Annotated in this window: 22 protein-coding genes; 14 read left to right on the forward strand and 8 right to left on the reverse strand. The window is 34.3% G+C overall.

Annotated features, from left to right (window positions below; genetic code table 11):
* Window positions 1-173: 173 nt before the first annotated feature.
* Window positions 174-725 carry a recombinase family protein gene (locus KA900_RS10615; protein WP_046208376.1) on the reverse strand — a complete coding sequence of 184 codons (552 nt, stop codon included), beginning with the start codon at window positions 723-725 and terminating at the stop codon, window positions 174-176.
* Between the two features lie 401 nt (window positions 726-1,126).
* On the opposite strand from KA900_RS10615, the gene merR reads away from it, so the two are divergent.
* From merR to KA900_RS10645, 6 genes are all read left to right on the forward strand, one after another.
* Entirely contained in the window at window positions 1,127-1,525 is a 399-nt protein-coding gene (merR, locus tag KA900_RS10620) for an Hg(II)-responsive transcriptional regulator (RefSeq protein WP_002510754.1), read from the forward strand.
* A 27-nt stretch (window positions 1,526-1,552) separates the two neighbouring features.
* Window positions 1,553-1,837 carry a hypothetical protein gene (locus KA900_RS10625; RefSeq protein ID WP_002510753.1) on the forward strand — a complete coding sequence of 95 codons (285 nt, stop codon included), beginning with the start codon at window positions 1,553-1,555 and terminating at the stop codon, window positions 1,835-1,837.
* A 117-nt stretch (window positions 1,838-1,954) separates the two neighbouring features.
* Window positions 1,955-2,317 (forward strand): TlpA family protein disulfide reductase, encoded by a 363-nt coding sequence (locus KA900_RS10630; RefSeq protein WP_348635048.1) that lies wholly within the window; start codon window positions 1,955-1,957, stop codon window positions 2,315-2,317.
* Window positions 2,314-2,994 (forward strand): cytochrome c biogenesis CcdA family protein, encoded by a 681-nt coding sequence (locus tag KA900_RS10635; RefSeq protein WP_021459891.1) that lies wholly within the window; start codon window positions 2,314-2,316, stop codon window positions 2,992-2,994. The genes KA900_RS10630 and KA900_RS10635 overlap by 4 nt, the downstream gene beginning before the upstream one ends.
* A gap of 19 nt (window positions 2,995-3,013) precedes the next feature.
* Entirely contained in the window at window positions 3,014-4,657 is a 1,644-nt protein-coding gene (gene merA, locus KA900_RS10640) for a mercury(II) reductase (RefSeq protein ID WP_019467797.1), read from the forward strand.
* Window positions 4,658-4,782: 125 nt separating this feature from the next.
* Entirely contained in the window at window positions 4,783-6,129 is a 1,347-nt protein-coding gene (locus tag KA900_RS10645) for a dihydrolipoyl dehydrogenase family protein (RefSeq protein ID WP_019467798.1), read from the forward strand.
* Between the two features lie 201 nt (window positions 6,130-6,330).
* On the opposite strand, the gene KA900_RS10650 is transcribed toward KA900_RS10645, so the two are convergent.
* Window positions 6,331-7,005, reverse strand: coding sequence for an IS6 family transposase (locus tag KA900_RS10650; protein WP_210139589.1), 675 nt, complete (start codon window positions 7,003-7,005; stop codon window positions 6,331-6,333).
* A 144-nt stretch (window positions 7,006-7,149) separates the two neighbouring features.
* On the opposite strand from KA900_RS10650, the gene KA900_RS10655 reads away from it, so the two are divergent.
* From KA900_RS10655 to KA900_RS10665, 3 genes are all read left to right on the forward strand, one after another.
* Window positions 7,150-8,091 carry a hypothetical protein gene (locus KA900_RS10655; RefSeq protein WP_245339180.1) on the forward strand — a complete coding sequence of 314 codons (942 nt, stop codon included), beginning with the start codon at window positions 7,150-7,152 and terminating at the stop codon, window positions 8,089-8,091.
* 289 nt (window positions 8,092-8,380) lie between these two features.
* Window positions 8,381-8,611 (forward strand): SHOCT domain-containing protein, encoded by a 231-nt coding sequence (locus KA900_RS10660; RefSeq protein ID WP_210139591.1) that lies wholly within the window; start codon window positions 8,381-8,383, stop codon window positions 8,609-8,611.
* A gap of 30 nt (window positions 8,612-8,641) precedes the next feature.
* Window positions 8,642-8,809: a hypothetical protein gene (locus tag KA900_RS10665; protein WP_021459085.1), complete on the forward strand. Its 168-nt coding sequence runs from the start codon at window positions 8,642-8,644 to the stop codon at window positions 8,807-8,809.
* A gap of 73 nt (window positions 8,810-8,882) precedes the next feature.
* Here KA900_RS10665 and KA900_RS10670 read toward each other — a convergent pair whose 3' ends face one another.
* From KA900_RS10670 to cstA, 6 genes are all read right to left on the reverse strand, one after another.
* Window positions 8,883-9,020 carry a hypothetical protein gene (locus tag KA900_RS10670; protein WP_021459086.1) on the reverse strand — a complete coding sequence of 46 codons (138 nt, stop codon included), beginning with the start codon at window positions 9,018-9,020 and terminating at the stop codon, window positions 8,883-8,885.
* 156 nt (window positions 9,021-9,176) lie between these two features.
* Window positions 9,177-9,992: an AAA family ATPase gene (locus KA900_RS10675; protein WP_040030688.1), complete on the reverse strand. Its 816-nt coding sequence runs from the start codon at window positions 9,990-9,992 to the stop codon at window positions 9,177-9,179.
* Window positions 9,985-11,427, reverse strand: coding sequence for a Mu transposase C-terminal domain-containing protein (locus KA900_RS10680; RefSeq protein WP_210139593.1), 1,443 nt, complete (start codon window positions 11,425-11,427; stop codon window positions 9,985-9,987). The genes KA900_RS10675 and KA900_RS10680 overlap by 8 nt, the downstream gene beginning before the upstream one ends.
* On the reverse strand, window positions 11,399-11,992 hold the full coding sequence (locus tag KA900_RS10685) for a recombinase family protein (protein WP_021459089.1): 594 nt from the start codon (window positions 11,990-11,992) through the stop codon (window positions 11,399-11,401). The genes KA900_RS10680 and KA900_RS10685 overlap by 29 nt, the downstream gene beginning before the upstream one ends.
* Before the next feature lie 170 nt (window positions 11,993-12,162).
* A complete protein-coding gene (cstB, locus tag KA900_RS10690) occupies window positions 12,163-13,497 on the reverse strand; it encodes a persulfide dioxygenase-sulfurtransferase CstB (RefSeq protein ID WP_031863947.1) in 1,335 nt (444 codons plus the stop codon).
* Window positions 13,498-13,527: 30 nt separating this feature from the next.
* Entirely contained in the window at window positions 13,528-14,595 is a 1,068-nt protein-coding gene (cstA, locus tag KA900_RS10695) for a persulfide response sulfurtransferase CstA (RefSeq protein WP_012816716.1), read from the reverse strand.
* A gap of 137 nt (window positions 14,596-14,732) precedes the next feature.
* Here cstA and cstR point away from each other — a divergent pair, with 137 nt between their 5' ends.
* From cstR to copB, 5 genes are all read left to right on the forward strand, one after another.
* Window positions 14,733-14,993, forward strand: a complete 261-nt coding sequence (gene cstR / locus KA900_RS10700) for a persulfide-sensing transcriptional repressor CstR (protein ID WP_031863946.1) — start codon at window positions 14,733-14,735, stop codon at window positions 14,991-14,993.
* Window positions 14,993-15,748, forward strand: coding sequence for a sulfite exporter TauE/SafE family protein (locus KA900_RS10705; protein WP_031863945.1), 756 nt, complete (start codon window positions 14,993-14,995; stop codon window positions 15,746-15,748). The genes cstR and KA900_RS10705 overlap by 1 nt, the downstream gene beginning before the upstream one ends.
* A 119-nt stretch (window positions 15,749-15,867) precedes the next feature.
* Window positions 15,868-16,473 carry a recombinase family protein gene (locus tag KA900_RS10710; RefSeq protein WP_031917995.1) on the forward strand — a complete coding sequence of 202 codons (606 nt, stop codon included), beginning with the start codon at window positions 15,868-15,870 and terminating at the stop codon, window positions 16,471-16,473.
* A 122-nt stretch (window positions 16,474-16,595) separates the two neighbouring features.
* On the forward strand, window positions 16,596-16,922 hold the full coding sequence (locus tag KA900_RS10715) for a four-helix bundle copper-binding protein (protein ID WP_031917994.1): 327 nt from the start codon (window positions 16,596-16,598) through the stop codon (window positions 16,920-16,922).
* Window positions 16,923-17,349: 427 nt separating this feature from the next.
* Complete coding sequence (copB, locus tag KA900_RS10720) at window positions 17,350-19,395, forward strand: copper-translocating P-type ATPase CopB (RefSeq protein WP_080947926.1); 2,046 nt, start codon at window positions 17,350-17,352, stop codon at window positions 19,393-19,395.
* Window positions 19,396-19,401 lie beyond the last annotated feature (6 nt).

A 19,401-nucleotide genomic window follows, 5' to 3' on the forward strand; every position in this document is an offset into this window, starting at 1 on the left:
AAATTGAGTTAAATGATATTGCAGAGTCAGGATTTGAACAACTTGTAAACGATAAATCACAAGCAAAAATTCTCGTTAAATTATAATATAGGTTATAAAAACTAACGAAAGGAGAATCTTCAAATTAGAGATTCTCCTTTCATTAGTTTTCTTCCTGTGATTATTTGTTTTTACTACTTCATTTTTATTATTCTATATACAGTAGAACGACTCACTCCTGTTTGTTTAGCAATATCTTCGCCAGTAAGTTTTTGCTCATCATATAAGAATTTAATCTCTCTTTTTTTATGATCTGGTAATGATGGTCTTCCACCTTTTCTCCCTCTAGCTCTTGCTGCTTCTAATCCTTTTTTCGTACGTTCACTTAATAAGTTAGCTTCAAGTTCAGCAAATGCACTCATCATAGTAAAGAACATCTTGCCCATCGCATCTTTGGTTGATACGTTCATATCTATAATATGTAAATCAATACTATTATCATCTAACCATTGAGATAACTCAATTAATTGCTTGGTTGTTCGGCCAAGACGATCTAGTTTATAGATAACTAAAATATCGCCTTCACGTAAATAATCTAAGCATTTATCAAGTTCCGTTCGTTTCGTTTTGCGACCACTCGCTTTCTCGCTAAAGATACGTTCACAACCATATTCCTCAAGTGTATCAATCTGTCCATCAAGACTTTGATCTTGCGTTGATACACGTGCATAACCAATTTTAGCCATTTGAATACCACCTCTTTTAATCGTTTTATGAGTACTTACTAATGAAATCTAGTTCTCGATGCAAATAAACGCGGCTCTCATCGTCTGAAAACTCATATTTTTTGGTATTTATGATACATTGATTATAACACAAGTTTTTAGACTTCGATATCCAAGAAAAACCTCTTAATATTAAGTTAAGAGGTTTTGTATCAAAAACGACCATTTATGTCACTATTTAAAGGAATAACAAATACAATCAAATGGTCATTTGACTATAATGTTTGAGTAGATCACAATAATAACCAAGTGGAGTTGATAGGCTCCCTTAAAGTACAAGCAAGACACTTGAAGAAGAAAAATGTATTATACTTGACCGCGTACTATGGTACGCGGTTTATTATTATTTAGAGGTGAACTATGTGAGTTATCGTATTACTGCATTTGCAGAAAAATGTGGGGTAAATAAAGAGACGATTAGATATTACGAACAAAAAAATTTATTACAAGAACCTTCCCGAACGAAAGCTGGTTATCGGATATATTCAGATGATGATGTTAAGCGTGTATGGTTTATTAAACGGATGCAAGAGCTTGGTTTTTCTTTAAGTGAAATCCACAAGTTGCTTGGTGTTGTAGATAAGGATGATGTGCGGTGTTCGGATATATATGAGTTCGTTTCTCAAAAAGTTGATGAAGTACAACAACAAATTAGAGATTTAATGCGTGTTGAGAATATGTTGAATGATTTAAAAGAATGTTGTCCGAATGAAGAATATTTATATTCTTGCCCTATTATTGAGAAAATGTTTGAGGGTTAAAATCAACTTTTTAGCAGGTGATGTAAATTGACTGTACAAAAGCGAAAAAATGTAAAGGATAATGATAAATTATTGTTTTTAGGAATACCAGCATTGTTGGTTCTATGTTGCGCTTTACCAATCCTTTTAATTGCAATTGGATTGAGTTCTATGGGTGCTTTCTTAATAGGAAAACAAGTTTGGATATTTGGTGCTGTTTTGTTAATTGTCGGACTGATTATGTTGGTAAAAAGAAGAGGTAGTCGTAATACATGTCAGTCGGATTGTTGCCATTCTAAATTCAGTGAAACAGAAGAAAAAGGGGGGGAGTGATTTGAAATCAATATTGTTCTTTAAAAGATTTTATTATCAGCTCTCATTATTGTAAGCCTCTCAGCATGTGGAATATCCAATGGAACCAACACGATAAACAATGAAAAAACACAACCAATAAGTTCCGAGAAGCCAACACTCATTTATTTCATGGCATCTTGGTGTCCGACTTGTGTAGCAGGGGAAAAGGTATTTAAACAGATTCATAATAAATATGGGAACAATGTTCAACTTATAACTGTTGATATGGATCCCCTACAAGATACAGAACAAGATTTAAAGGATTTCCAACGTCAATATGGTGGAGAATGGACACATTTAATCGATAAAGAATATGAACTCACTAAAAAGTATAAAGTAAAACAATTGGAAGAAGTTTTTTTAATAGATAGCAATCAAGAAGTTATATATCACGCGGTTAACCCTTCCTTCGATGATTTACAAAAGGAACTAACACGTATTGGAGTGAGTAGTTCATGACGTTTCCCTTTATATTTATTTTTTCAGCAGGAATAGTTGCTGCGTTTAATCCTTGCGGGATTGTTATGTTGCCTTCATATATTAGTTATTTAATTGGTGAAGGAGAGGTTGAAACAAGGCGTTCCTTAATAAGGACAATCTCAAAGGGGCTATGGTTAGGATTGTCTATGACGTTGGGATTTCTAACTATTTTTGTGATAGCCGGTTTTCTATTATCGTTATTAGGTAGAGCTTTAATCAATGTTTTTCCAATTTGGTCATTTCTAATGGGCGTACTTATCTTTCTTTTGGGACTAGGGATGTTGCTTGGAAAAAAAGTTTCTCTACCTTTAAGAGTTAATATTAAACAGGGTAAACGATCAGTTTATTTCTATGGTATTGCTTATGGAATCACATCATTAAGTTGTACGTTGCCAGCCTTTTTATTTGTACTCACTGAATCTATGCAAGATAATTCGTTATTGATGGTTATACTTAAATTTATTGTGTACTCAATCGGTATGGGTGTTGTCGTTACTTCCATAACCATTGTTTCTTTGATTTCAAAAAGATATGTCCAACAATTACTTTCTAAAAATATGGCAATGATCCAATTTATTTCCTCCATTGTTATTTTAATTTCAGGAATTTATATTTCTTATTATTGGGGGATTGGTCCGGGTGGCATATTTCGATAATTAAAAGGAGTGTTAAAAAATGACTAAGAAAATCAGTATGAAAGTTAGTGGCATGACTTGTATGGGTTGTGAAGAACATGTAGCAGTTGCACTTGAAAATATTGGTGCCAAGAATGTAGAAGCTAGTTTTCGTCACGGTGAAGTATTATTTGAATTACCCGATGATATTGGGATTGAAAGTGCAAAAAAGGCTATTGATGAGGCGAAATATCAACCTGGAGAAATAGAAGAAATATCATCACAAGAAAATGTGGTGTTAGGTAATGAAGGCGATTATGACTTACTTATCATTGGTTCCGGTGGTTCGGCTTTTTCAGCTGCGATCAAAGCGATTGAATACGGGGCAAAAGTAGCCATGATTGAGCGTGGAACCGTTGGCGGAACATGTGTAAACATTGGCTGTGTTCCATCAAAAACACTTCTTAGGGCTGGAGAAATTAATCATTTAGCAAAAGTAAATCCATTTACGGGATTACAAACATCTGCTGGAGAAGTGGAATTAGCACCCTTAATCAAGCAAAAAGATGAATTAGTGAGTGAGCTTCGCAATCAAAAATATGTGGATCTAATTGATGAATATGGAATTGACTTAATTGTAGGTGAAGCAAAATTTACTGATGAACAGACGGTTGAAGTCAATGGGGAGAAACTTTCCGCAAAACGCTTTTTAATTGCAACGGGTGCATCTCCTTCTCTCCCGCCGATTTCAGGACTTGAAGAAGTGGAGTATTTAACAAGTACAACGCTCCTTGAAATAAAAAAGGTACCTAAACGATTAACGGTGATCGGTTCAGGATATATCGGAATGGAGCTTGGCCAATTGTTTCATAACTTAGGTTCAGAAGTAACGCTTATGCAAAGAAGTGAGCGACTGTTAAAAGAGTATGACCCAGAGATTTCTGAAGTAGTAGAAAAAGCTTTAATTGAACAAGGAATAAACCTTGTAAAAGGGGCATCTTTTGAGCGTGTAGAACAATCTGGAGAGATAAAGAAGGTTCATGTTACAGTAGATGGCAAGAAAAAAGTGATTGAATCAGAGCAGCTGCTTGTTGCAACAGGAAGAAAACCAAATACGGATACGTTGAATTTAAATGCAGCTGGGGTTAAAGTCGGAAAACGAAAAGAAATACTGATAAATGATTATGCTAGAACAAGTAATGAAAAGATTTATGCGGCAGGAGATGTTACATTAGGGCCTCAATTTGTCTATCTAGCAGCATATGAAGGTGGAATTGTTGCCGATAATGCAATCGGTGGATTAAATAAAAAACTAGATTTATCAGTGGTTCCCGGCGTGACATTTACAAATCCAGGGGTAGCAACAGTAGGCTTAACAGAAGAACAAGCAAAAGAAAAAGGCTATGAGGTCAAAACCTCCGTATTGCCTTTAGATGCTGTTCCAAGAGCGATAGTAAATCATGAAACAACAGGTGTTTTTAAGCTTATTGCTGATTCGAAAACATTGAAAATGTTAGGGGTTCATGTTGTATCTGAAAATGCAGGTGAAGTGATTTATGCAGCGACTTTAGCCGTTAAGTTTGGTTTAACCGTAGATGATTTAAAAGAAATCCTTGCACCATATTTAACAATGGCAGAAGGATTGAAATTAGCTGCCCTGACGTTTGATAAAGATGTTTCAAAATTATCTTGTTGTGCGGGATAACAACACAATGAATCCACCGTTTGGTTAAGACGGTGGATTCTTTCAACCTTGGACAAGGTACGCGGTTTCATTAGATAGAAATAAGGCAAACGTATTATAGAGTCAATTCTGCGAGGAGGTTAATGATGATAAAGAAATACGATCTTATTGTGATTGGTACAGGTTCTGCGGGTTCAATCACAGCAGCAAAATGTAATAAAGCCGGCTGGAATGTAGCTATGGTAGATGACAGGCCGTTTGGAGGCACGTGTGCACTACGTGGATGTGACCCAAAAAAGGTTCTACATGGTGCTGCCGAGCTTATTGATTGGAACAAACGGATGGTTAAGAATGGAGTACCGTCTGAAGTCTCCATCAACTGGAAAGATCTTATGAATTTTAAAAGAACCTTTACAGATGATGTCCCGGAAAAAAAAGAGGAAGCATTGAATAAACAGGGAATCGATACGTATCATGGCAATGCATCTTTCGTGAGTGAGGACAAACTTGAAGTGAATAAAGAAGTGCTCGAGGGGAGTCATTTCTTGATCGCTAGTGGTGCGAAACCTACCCCTTTACCCATAGAAGGAGAAGAACATCTTACTTATAGTGATGAGTTTTTGGAGTTGGATGAATTACCACAAAGAATCGTCTTTGTTGGTGGTGGGTATATTTCGTTTGAATTTGCTCATATCGCGGCACGTGCTGGATCAGAAGTTCATATTATCCATCGAGGTCAAAGACCTTTGGAGAATTTTGATATAGATCTTGTAGATATCCTTTTAGAAAAGTCGAAAGAGATTGGCATACAGGTACATCTTCAACATTCCGTTGAATCCATTGAAAAAGAACAAGGAAAGTTTCATGTGTACGCTCGAAAAAAAGAGGATATAACGCGGTTTGAAGCAGACATTGTTATTCATGGTGCTGGACGGGTCCCTGCCTTAGATATGAATCTTGAAAAAGGGAATATAGAAAGGAAAAAACATGGTGTCCATGTTAATGAGTATTTGCAAAGTGTAAGTAACCCGAATGTCTATGCAGCTGGAGATGCTGCAGCAACGGATGGCTTGCCCCTCACACCTGTAGCCAGTGCAGATTCTCATGTCGTAGCATCTAATTTATTGAAAGGGAACAGCAAAAAAATTGAATATCCCGTGATTCCATCTGCTGTATTTACCGTACCTAAAATGGCATCGGTAGGTATGAGCGAGGAGGAAGCCAAAAACTCTGGCCGGAATATTAAAGTAAAGCAGAAAAACATCTCCGACTGGTTTACGTATAAACGGACAAATGAGGACTTTGCTGCGTTTAAAGTGCTGATTGACGAAGATCATGATCAAATTGTTGGTGCTCATTTGATTAGTAATGAAGCCGATGAACTGATTAATCATTTTGCAACAGCCATTCGTTTTGGGATTTCAACCAAAGAATTGAAACAAATGATATTTGCCTATCCAACAGTAGCTTCAGACATTGCACACATGTTGTAATTTTTATCATATGTTTTTCCAGCATGATTTTTCCATTATCTCTTGTACACGCTTATTCAGAAAAGGGCGATTGTTGAAAATCAAAAGCTTAATTTCTCACTAAAAATACGGAGGAATTAAGCTTTTTTATCTTTCAAAATGGTTCTGTTGCAAAGTCAGAAAAAATATAACTAATTATCATTTTAACATGGTAGTATTCCCTTAACTGGCCAACATGTGATTAATTTCGTAGCACGGCGAAAATCCGTAGATCTGAAGAGACCTACGGTTCTTTTTATATAGACCATAAATACATTCAATACCTTTGAGTGTATTCTTTGCCGTATTGACGCTTTGATATCTCGTCTTTCTCACTTTAATATGACGGTGATCCTGCTCAATGAGGTTATTAAGATATTTAGATGTACAATGACAGTCGGGATTAAGTTTAAAATCTTTAATCAACTTAGACATTGCCACCTTCGTCGAAGGTGCCTGGTCTGTAATTATCATTTGAGGTTTACCAAATTGTTTAATAAGTCGCTTAATAAACGCATATGCTGAATGATTATCTCGTTTCTTACGTAACCAAATATCCAATGTATGACCATCTGCATCAATGGCACGATATAAATAGCACCATTTTCCTTTTATTTTAATGTATGTCTCATCAACGCGCCATTTATAATAAGCTTTTTTATGCTTTTTCTTCCAAATTTGATACAAAATAGGAGCATATTCTTGAACCCAACGGTAGATCGTTGAATGATGAACGTTAACGCCGCGTTCTCTTAGTATTTCAGATATATCACGATAACTAAGCGCGTATCTTAAGTAATAGCCAACGGCTATAGTTATTACATCTTTATTAAATTGCTTATATCTAAAATAATTCATAGAGAACGCTCCTTTTTTGTTAAAATTATACTATAAAATTAACTTTGCAACAGAACCCGGCATCGACACCGAAGCATTAAAAGCAGCAGGATTAGGCCAATAAATAACGAATGGCAAGGGTGAAATTCTTACCCTTGCTTTCTTATGCAAAAAGGAGAGTTGTCCGTGAATACGGCGGTTTCGAAGAATGTAACAATTATTTCATATATCATTGCCATTACATTTATTATTGCCATGATAACGGCTTCGGTGATATTGGATAATCACCAAATTATTTTGCCGGAACTTGCTGCAATGGCGATTGCCATGTGGGTATATCGGGAAGCCGGATGGATCAGGCAACCATCGAAGATTCTTTTTGCCCCATCCCTAACTGCTGTCATTGGATTTATGGTCAATCTATTACCAATTTTTTATGTAGGAAAAGTAGGTATCACACTTGTACTTTCGATGCTCTTATTGCGTCTAATTCGATCGAACCTGGCACCATCTATTGCAACAGGATTACTACCAGTGGTGATAGATGTAGACGGATGGTCATTTATTATATCGACTTTCATTCTTACTTTTATATTGATGCTAGGGGTTCTGCTATTTAGATTAAATAACGGGCTTGAAAAGAAAGTGAAGATACAGTACAAGTACATAGTCGTGTTTTTAATGTTGAATTTCGTCTGGATTGGTTTAACTTGGGCCGTTGACTATCCCCAACTAGCAGCTATTCCGCCGATCCTTGTCGTTGTTTATGAATCACTTCAGAAGCCTAAGTACAATGGGAAAGTAGCTTTTAAGCAAAGTCTTGTATTGACCATCTCTGCGACTGTTGGTACGATGTTATACTTCGCTCTTGACTCGTGGATATTGATAACGCTGATAAATATGATTTTAATGTACATTCTATTGCATATTGTTGGTGTCCGTATCCCGGCTGTGTACGCTTTTCCACTGCTCCCGTTTATCTTTCCAGATAAAATCGTAGCGTTGTTGCCGTTAGGTTCATTAATTACATGTGTATTTCTGTTTGGTTCAGTTTTAGCGTATAAAAAGCTAGAAATGAAGCGAAGTGGAAAGGTAATGCAAATATAAAAGAGACAGGATTAGGTAATATAAAACAAGGGTGGATTCACCCTTGTTTTATAAATTAACGATCAATTCCTATTCAATAATAGGGGGCTTTAATGAAGTAACTAAAGCCTAATTTCTCACTTACAACACCGCGAAATTAGGCTTTTTTAAATTTGGATTTCCTTAACGTTGTAAATCCGCATTTTCCTGACGCTACCCCTACTAATATTAAAAACACTTTTTTTGGATACTAATACCCCCATATGGTATAATTGTAAAACAAGAAAGAAGGAAAGGACTGACAAATTGTATGGGTATAGGAAATATGATGGGCGGAATGGGGGGCATTGGCATGATTTTTTGGATTATCATTCTTGGCTTGTTATTTTATGGTATATATATATTAATTGCAAAAGCTTCAGAAAAACCAAAAGGTGTAAGATCAGATGATTCTTTACAAATTTTAAAGGAAAGGCTGGCCCAAGGGGAAATTAATGAAGATGAATATGAAAAATTAAAGAAAGTGTTAAAAAAAGATTAGGGATACTTTGAATGAAAGGGGAAATAAGCGATGAAAAAGAAGTTACCTTTAGTGCTGTCGTTTGTACTAGCTGGTTTAATCGTCATTGGACAAACTGGTTTTGCCCAAGGTTCTGATTATGACCAGAGAATGGATAATATGATAAATGCATGCACGAACTTCATGCAGTCCTTTGATGATAACAAAGAAAATAAGTAGTAAAGTATATAAAAACACAATAACTACAAGGCACTGAACCCTTAAAATGGGAACTTAATAAAAACACTATGTTCTAGGCTGCTAATTCTCTGTATTTTACAGGGGATAAGTAGCCTAGTTTTTGTTTAATTTGTTTTGTTGTTTCCATATGTTCCATCATCATTTGTTGCATCTGCTGCATTTGCTCCATATTCATTTCGGGCATGTTCATTTCAGAACGTCCCATGTAGTAATAAGGGTAAGGTCAAAAGATTACATTTAATTGTTGCATTAAGTCTGATTGTCACTTCACTTGATATATGAGAATATTTTTATCTAATAAATGAGAAAGACAACGTACATTTTTAAATAGTACGTTGTCTTTCTGTTATCGAATTCCTATAACTAAACTATCTCTCGCTGTTTCTACAACTTCAGTACTGATTTTATCTAAGCCATTTATATCCATAATTCTATCTATTTGTGCAAATAAGCGATGAATAAGTCTAAAATTCCCCTTAGTAATTTTAATAATGGTTGTTATGGCTTCATAGTCAGTGAAGTCTTCAAGTTTTAAATCAACTCCTAGATCTTGCCACTTATACTCTAATATATGATGTGTTTCATCCTTGCTTAAATTATCGAATTCATGTGCAAAACCTATACGAGAATATAGTTGAGGATAACGAGATAGTTTTTTCTCAATACCTGGCATACCAATGAATACCATTGCTAGGTCACGTTCATCATAGATAAATCTTAATTGCTCTAAATGTTGCACTTTAAGTCTATCAATTTCATCTATTATAATGAGTTCAATGTCTTGGAATGCATCACTAAAATTTTCACTATATTCATGCTCGTATTTATTTAAAACATGTAATTTTTGACCCAAATCAATACTTCCATTAATACTGTGTAAGTCACTACTCAATCTTGTTTGCTTTTCTGCTGGTGCAGTATAAAATATTTTGTCTACAGATAATATATCGTCCGTTGTTTTATTAGCTAAATCTTTCCAGCCCCTATGGTTAACCTGGTTTTCAATAATATCCCAATTGGTATAATATCGTGAAGATAATGTTTTACCCACACCTGGTTGACCATAACATATACCAATATACTGATATTTAATACAAGCATCACAAAATTCAGCAAAGCGTTTATACTCTTTCGTTTCAATGAAATTTTGATTTTTAGTCATTACGATACCTCTTTAATTTTTTGACGTTTTTAGTCGTTTCTTGAGGTGAATAACCATAATTCTTTTCTTCCTTTATTAAATCAGTGGTACTTGGGCTAACAATGTTTTGTTTTAAGTGTTTTCTTCTCTGACTACGTGCGTGTTGTATATCTTTTATATCAATTGAATAATCAGCTAAATCAGGATATATAGCAGTACAAAGAAACTCATCTCTATAAAAAACGCGTATTTCAGCCATATCATTAGGATTGTAACGAATCAGTACATACTCACCTACATAAGCAGCTAGATTCGTATTACTGTATCTAAAGCCTTGAAAATGAATGCCATCTGAATGAATTTTCCTGGATTTAGGTATTTCTAATAATAATAAATCAAGTTGTTCTAAACTTCTTGGCATATTAGGGAAAAAATGATTACTGTTCCAACGATTGATAGGAGTACTCTGGATAGCACTGTGTTCTTTTTGATTATAATCTTCAATTAAAAAGTATCGTAATTTTTCTTCGAAATTTTGAAAATCAATTAAATAACTAAGTGTATCGTTATTATTTATATATCCAGGAAGTTGTTCTAAGAAGATTTGATTAACAGTTTGAAAGAATCGTTCTATTTTCCCACGACCTCTTGGTACTCCAACTTTTGAAAACATTAAATTAATTTTCAAATCAACAGCGACTTGTTCCATATGGTGTGAAGTAAAATCACTTCCATGGTCAGTATAAAATTTTTCAGGAATACCACATATCGGCCAGCTTGTATTACTCTTACTCCAAATGGCTTGATGTAGTGTTAGTGCTGTATTTTTGGAATTGGGGCTATCGAAAGTTAAAAAATAGCCTGCAATTGCACGACTATAATCATCCATAATAATGGTTAACCAGGGTCTATTGATATTACCTTTTTGATCTAATATATAGATATCTAGCAAAGTATGGTCAGCTTGCCATATTTCATTTGGCCTTGATGATTCTCTTATTTGTATTAAGTCGTACTTATTTTGATAATATTTTTCGCCATGATGAGAAAAATCAACCACAGACTTAGGTATTGTTTTAATAACACTGTAAACTTGTTTATAATTTGGTGGATCAAAATTATTCTCTTTACAATAATTAGCGATTTTCCTATGAATTGTAGCAATACTATTTCTTTTATTTTTAAGTGCAAGGCGTTCAATTTCATCAATTATCTTTGGTTCTATTTTACGTGTCCCTTTATCGGTTCTTGTTGTATAAATTAGCCCCTTAAGCCCTTGTTCTTTATATAACTTATTCCACCCATAAAGTGTACTTAACGCAATGCCTGTATTTTTAGAAATACTTGATAAGGATTTGTTTCCTAAAATAAAAGGTTTAATAACATCGTACTTTTGTATAGCCTCTTTACGCTTGGTTTCAGAAAAATTAGTGAGGTATTTCTCCTTGTTTTTCATCTTCCTTTTCCTCCAATTTATTGAGGTAACGATAAATTGTTGTGCGTGAAACTTGCCATTGTTCTGCAATTGTCTTAATTGGTGTACCATTATCATAAAGTGTTTTGAGTAAATTCAAATCTTGATTACTTAATTTTTCAGGTCTTCCACCATAACGTCCTCTGGCACGAGCTGCAATTCGACCAGCCGAAGAACGTTCTAAAATTAAGTTACGTTCAAATTCTGCAAACGCTGCGAATAAATGAAATAATAATTGTCCTGTAGAACTTGATTTATCCATAGTTATATTTTCTTCTAAACTATGAAAACTCACGCCTCGTTCGTTAAGTTCATTAACTAATGTGATTAAATCTTCCATGTTACGTCCTAGTCTATCTAGTCTCCAAACAACAATCGTGTCTCCTGATCTCGCAAATTCAATTGCTTTATCTAAACCAGGCCTTTTACTTTTTGAACCACTAATATGGTCGCTAAATATCTTTTCACAACCATATGCGTTTAATCGATCCTCCTGTAAATTCAAATTTTGTAATCCAGTTGAAACTCTTGCATAACCTATTTTCAAAATACAACCCTCCTATATACATATCCAGTGTACCATAACTTAATTTCAAGGTCTTTTGTGAACATAGATTTTTTGTTGGGTTTTTGAACACGAAAATATATGTAATACTCACTTATTTCGACATAAAAAGAGAGTGTACAGAAAATGGTTATTTTCTGTACACTCTTAAATTATTTTAATGATTCTGGAAAATCTTGATAGCCTTCTCTAATATTTACGACATTTTCAAATCCTTTGTTTTCTAAGATACCCACGGCGATTGAACTTCTAACACCTGACTGACAATGTACGTATATTTTATCCTCTTTATTAAATGGAATATTTTCATTTAATAATTTACCATGCGGAATATTGACTGCTTGATCTAAGTGCCCATTATTCCACTCTTCTTCATTACGTACGTCAAGTATATATTCTTCTTTACCAGTCATATCAACGCTATGGATGGATTGGGTTAAAATTTCTGATTTTGGTAAACGATAACCTGCTACATTATCAAATCCAATTAATTGTAAAGTATGCGCTGCTTGTTCAACGGTAGATTTATCACCAATTAAATCTATACTATTTTCATAGTCTAAATACCAACCGATTTGGTTAATAAAGTTTTTGTTGTAAGGAATATTGATTGTCCCTTTAGTATGACCACCATGAAAGGCTTCTTTGCTACGAAGATCAAATGCTATTCTTTCATTGCTTAAACTAGGATAAACATTGTATGGTTGATATAATTCCATACCAAATTGGTTAATTTTTTTCATTTGTGTAAAATGATGTGGTGGCGCTGGTTGATTTGATGTTAATGTTTCAATGAATTTAATTTCATCAGTTTCACTAAATGCCCAGTTATTTATTTTTTCATAACCTAGCGTAGACATTGGTACGGCGCCTAATGCTTTACCACAAGGACTTCCAGCACCGTGGCCTGGCCAAATTTGAATATAATCTGGTAAATCTTTAACACTTTCTATAGATTGATACATTTGTTTCGCACTAACTTCTGTAGAACCTTCGACTTGAACTGATTTTTCTAGTAAATCGGGTCTACCGATATCACCAACAAAAATAAAGTCACCACTAAATAAACCCATTGGAACACTTGAGCCGCCACCTTCATCCGTGAGTAAGAAACTAATACTCTCTGGGGTATGACCAGGTGTATGCAATACTTCTAATTTAATGTTACCTACATGAATAATATCTTGATGTTTAACAAAATGTGTTTGTTCTGGCATATTACGATAACTTAATTCATCGTCACCTTCGCCAGATACATATACGTTTGCATTTAATTGTTCTGCCACATCTCTAATGCCTGAAGCAAAATCAGCGTGGATATGGGTTTCTGCAGCTTGTGTAATTGTAAAACCTTCGCTATCTGCAACTTCCATATATTTTGTTAAGTCACGTACAGGGTCAATTATTATTGCCTCTCCTGTGCGTTGACAGCCAACTAAATAAGATGCTTGAGATAAATTGTTATCGTAAAATTGTTTAAAAAACATATAAAGAACTCCTTATTTTAATAGATTTAATTAAATAAATAAATTATGACTCGCGTTTTCAGTATCACCTATATAAGTGCCTACACCGCCGTACTCAACTTCGTCTCTTAATTCTTCTTTCTTAATGCCCATGACATCCATGCTCATCGTACATGCGATTAATTTGATATCTTGGTCGATTGCTTGGTCGATAAGTGATGGTAATGAATCAACATTTTTCTTTTTCATTACGTAGCGCATCATGATATTACCTAAACCGAACATATTCATTTTAGAGAGTGGCATTTTCAAGGGTGTTTTTGGCAACATAAAATCAAACATTTTTGCGATACCTTTCTTTTTAACGTTAGCTGTTTGCGCTTTTTTCAACGCGTTAAGTCCCCAGAAAGTGAAAAAGATGGTTACATCTCTTCCTGCAGCTTTAGCACCATTCGCAATAATCATTGCTGCCACTGCTTTATCTAATTCTCCACTAAATAGTACAATTGTAGTGCCTTTAGACGTATGACTCACTTCTAAATCTTTGGGTTGTTCTTTTTGAATAATCGCTTTAATTTCATTGTCACCCCCATCAAGTTTTACTAATGTGTGTCCCGTTTGTTTCGCCCAGCTTTTAATATCACTTGCGAATCCTGGATCTGTGACTGTAACCTCAATTTGGTCACCTTCTTGAATATTTTTTACTTCTTTACTGATATTTACAATAGGGCCTGGACATTGAAGACCACTATAGTTTAATTGTTTACGCTCTGCTTTAATTTCTACATTTGTGTTTTCTTCTTTTGTATCATCGCTGACGTTTTTTTCTTCATAAGCTTTATAGCCGCCGTCTAAATTTACAACGTCATAACCTTGTTCAGCTAAATATTTACTAGCTTTAGCACTTCTGTTACCACTTTTACAGTGTACATAATAGGTTTTATTTTTGTCTTTATTGAACGACTCAATCTCATCTACAGGATGCAGTGTGGAACCATTGATGTGCCCCAATTCATATTCTTCTTGTGTTCTTACATCAATCAATTGACCTTGAGAAGTTAATTTTTCTAATTCTGATTTACTTAAATCATTAATATGTTTTTCATTATATTGTTTCATAATAACCTCCTGTTAAATACCTATAAGGGTATGTTAAAAGATATAACTCTTTTTGTCAAATACCCCCGCACGTATTTGACAAACTTGTTTTAATTTATTATTATGACTGTATTCAATTAAAAGTGGAGGAAATTACTATGAATTATGATAAAAACATGATCAATCGTATTAATAGAGTACAAGGGCAATTAAATGGCGTTGTAAAAATGATGGAAGAAGAAAAGCATTGTAAAGATGTGATTACGCAACTTAGTGCTTCAAAAAGTTCATTACAAAGATTAATGGGGATTATTATTAGCGAAAATTTAATTGAATGCGTCAATTCAGCTGATGACAACAATGAAGATTCACAAGAAATCATTAATGAAGCTGTTAACTTATTGGTGAAAAGTAAATAATGGATATTATAAATATTATCATTATGTTGCTCATCGGAGTGTTCGGAGGATTTATATCTGGTCTAGTAGGTATAGGTGGCGCTATTATTATTTACCCAGCCATTTTATTGTTACCGCCACTATTTGGGGCTCCTGCATATAGCGCGTATATCGCATCAGGACTTACTTCTAGCCAAGTCTTTTTCAGTACCTTAAGTGGCTCTTTGAAAGCAAGAAAAAAACCAGAATTCTCACCCCAGTTGGTCCTTTATATGGGAGGAGGTATGATTATAGGGAGCATGTTAGGGGCTTTGCTAGCAAATTTATTTGATGCTACATTTGTAAATATGGTGTATATTATCATTGCTTTACTTGCATTAATATTAATGTTTATTAACGTAAAACCTAGTTCAGACCAATCTTCCTTTAATAAGCCTTTATTGGTTATTGTGGGTCTTTTCGTTGGCATCATTTCGGGTATAGTTGGAGCAGGCGGCGCCTTTATTATTATTCCTATATTATTAGTTTTATTCAAATTACCAATGAATACGGTGGTTGCTAATAGTATAGTAATTGCTTTTATATCTTCAATTGGCGCCTTTATCATTAAACTTATACAAGGTTACATTCCTTTAGAAGATGCGTTATTTTTAATAATAGGGAGTATTATTTTCGCTCCGTTAGGTTTAAAATTAGGTAAAAAAGTCCCTAGTTTTGTACAAAAGTGGATCATCAGTATTTTAATTATTATTGCGATTATTCAAATTGTTTTATAAATAAGAAAGAGAAGNNCTTCTCTTTCTTATTTATAAAGTTAAAAAATTCTCATATAGCAAGTAAATTGACATGCTACATTCGTTTGTATGATTAGGGTGTATGAGAAAGGGTGTTAAAAATGATAGTTGGATATGCAAGAGTTTCTACCGTTGATCAAAATTTGGATAGACAAATTGAAAATTTGCAATCTTTTGGTGCTGAGAAAATCTTCACTGAAAAACAATCAGGGAAATCTATAGAAAATCGACCTGTATTTCAAGAAGTATTAAATTTTTTAAGAATGGGAGATCGTTTAATTATTGAGTCTATTGATAGACTAGGAAGAAATTACGATGAAATAATCCAAACAGTTAATTATTTAAAAGATAAAGAAGTTCAATTAATGATAACGAGTTTACCCATGATGAATGAAGTGATTGGTAATCCATTACTAGATAAGTTTATGAAAGATTTAATCATTCAAATATTGGCAATGATTTCAGAACAAGAAAGAAATGAAAGTAAACGTCGACAAGCTCAAGGTATTAAAGTAGTCAAAGAAAAAGGTATTTATAAAGGAAGACCTGTTCTGTATTCTCCCGATGCTAAAGACCCTCAAAAAAGACTTGTTTATTATCGTATTGTTGAACTACTGAATAAAGAAATGTCAATTAGTAAGATAGCTAAAAAAGTCGGTATAACAAGGCAAACTATATACAGAATTAAAAAAGAAAGAAAATATTAAGAGAAGTACATTTGATATTAAAATCCTGCGCAGTTTCTATGGAGTTCAGCAATTATCGGTTTATTTACTAAATAGAATGGGAATTAATTTAAGAGATTTAGATTTCATTGGAGGTGTATCAAATGACTGATAAACAATATTACAATCTGGTTCAAACGCTACATGAATGTATGGAAGCGTGTAATCATTGTTACGATGCCTGTTTGAAGGAAAAAGACATGACAATGATGGCAGAGTGCATCCGTCTGGATCGTGAATGCGCAGACATCTGTGCATTTTTAGAACAATCGCTAACAAGAAATTCACCATTTGCTTCTGATTTGGCGACAATATGCGCCAAAGTATGCGGAGCATGTGGTAATGAATGTCAGAAGCATAACCATGACCATTGTCAAAATTGTGCAGAGACGTGCTTTAAATGTGTAGAAGCTTGTAAAGAAATCGCGTAAACAAAACCAAATAATATAAGGAGTGGCACATTGGAGATAAAGCCCCCATGTGCCACGTTTTTATTTCTTGCAACTAAAGAAACGAATATAAAATAAGTATGTGCCTGGAAACACAGCAATTTAACCCAGCAATATGAATATACCTCTTGGACGTCGGTTTACCACAGTCATAATGATAATCAGGATATCAAGTATAAAACCAGCGCCTTTGCCTAGTTTGCTCTCAACTTCAATATTCCCCCATGCAATGCCACAATTTCTTTGGCGATGGACAAACCAAGACTAAAGTTTCTATTTAAATGGCTATCAAATTTTCTGAACGCTGAAAAATAAAAAATACTAAATAATATATACGTCCAGGGGGTATATGTTATACTCACATTATCTTATTACTATCTCTAAAAATATAAAATTAGGAGGTTTTATTTTGCCGAATAATGAAAAACATCAAAATCATGAGAATCATAGCCATCAAGAACATGAGAATCACGCTAGTCATGGCGATCATGCACATCATCATCATGGGAATTTTAAAAGTAAATTCTTTATTTCTTTGATTTTTGCGATACCGATTATTATTTTATCACCCATGATGGGGGTTAAATTACCGTTTCAATTTTCATTTACAGGGTCAGATTGGATTGTATTAATTCTTGCTACTATTTTATTCTTTTATGGAGGAAAGCCATTTTTATCAGGGGCTAAAGATGAAATTTCAACTAAAAAACCTGGAATGATGACGCTTGTTGCTCTAGGTATTTCAGTTGCTTATATTTATAGTTTATACGCCTTTTATATGAATAATTTCAGTGGTTCATCCACACATACAATGGACTTTTTCTGGGAATTAGCGACTTTAATTTTAATCATGTTATTAGGTCATTGGATTGAAATGAACGCAGTAGGTAATGCAGGCAATGCACTGAAGAAAATGGCAGAACTTTTACCTAATACTGCAGTGAAACTGATTGATAATAATCAACGAGAAGAAGTTAAAATATCAGATATTTATATTGACGATATTGTGGAAGTCAGAGCAGGCGAAAGTATACCCACAGACGGAATCATTGTTCAAGGAGAAACATCAATTGATGAATCATTAGTTACTGGCGAATCAAAAAAAGTTCATAAAACTCATAATGATGATGTTATTGGGGGTTCAATTAATGGTTCAGGCACAGTACAAGTTAAAGTGACAGCTACGGGTGAAAACGGCTACCTATCTCAAGTTATGGGTCTTGTTAACCAAGCGCAAAACGATAAGTCAAAAGCTGAACTCCTCTCGGATAAAGTCGCAGGTTATTTGTTTTACTTTGCCGTAGGAATTGGGCTGATTTCATTTATTGTATGGATGCTTATTCAAAATAACGTTGATTTCGCACTCGAACGACTTGTAACCGTATTAGTTATTGCTTGTCCTCATGCATTGGGATTAGCAATACCTTTAGTTACAGCACGTTCTACTTCTATAGGCGCACATAATGGTTTAATCATAAAAAACAGAGAATCTGTAGAAATCGCACAACACATTGATTACATCATGATGGATAAAACTGGGACACTTACTGAAGGTAACTTTTCAGTGAATCACTATGAAAGTTTTACGAACGAGCTAAATAATGAAGAAATATTGAGTCTATTTACTTCATTAGAAAGTAACTCTAATCATCCACTTGCCACTGGTATTGTTGATTTTGCTAAAGGCAAAAATATTTCATATGCTACTCCTCAAGAAGTTAATAATATTCCAGGTGTAGGCTTAGAAGGCACAGTTGATAATAAAAAACTCAAAATAGTGAATGTTTCTTATCTCGATAAAAGCAATTTTGATTATAATAAAGAACAATTTACGAATCTCGCTCAACAAGGGAATTCTATTAGTTATCTAATTCATGACCGACAAGTTATTGGTATTATCGCACAAGGCGATAAAATTAAAGAAAGTTCAAAACAAATGGTTTCGGATTTATTATCGAGAAACATTACGCCAGTCATGCTTACAGGCGATAATAAAGAAGTGGCACAAACAGTGGCTGAAGAATTAGGTATTAGTGATGTCCACGCGCAATTGATGCCCGAAGATAAAGAAAGTATTATCCAAGATTATCAAAGCAATGGTAGCAAAATCATGATGGTTGGTGATGGTATCAATGATGCGCCAAGCCTTATTAGAGCAGATATTGGTATGGCAATTGGCGCAGGGACAGATGTAGCTGTTGAATCGGGGGATGTCATACTCGTTAAAAGTAATCCTTCTGATATTATCAATTTTTTGTCCCTTTCAAAAAATACGATGAAAAAAATGGTTCAAAATTTATGGTGGGGCGCAGGATATAACGTGATTGCAGTTCCTCTTGCAGCTGGTATATTAGCTTCTATTGGTTTAATATTATCACCTGCTGTGGGTGCAATACTTATGTCTTTAAGTACGATCATCGTAGCAATTAATGCATTTACATTAAAATTAAAATAAAAGAGG

Origin of the sequence: Staphylococcus sp. GDY8P120P, from assembly GCF_017892065.1 — a bacterium.
In the GTDB taxonomy this organism is placed as follows: Bacteria; Bacillota; Bacilli; order Staphylococcales; family Staphylococcaceae; genus Staphylococcus; species Staphylococcus nepalensis.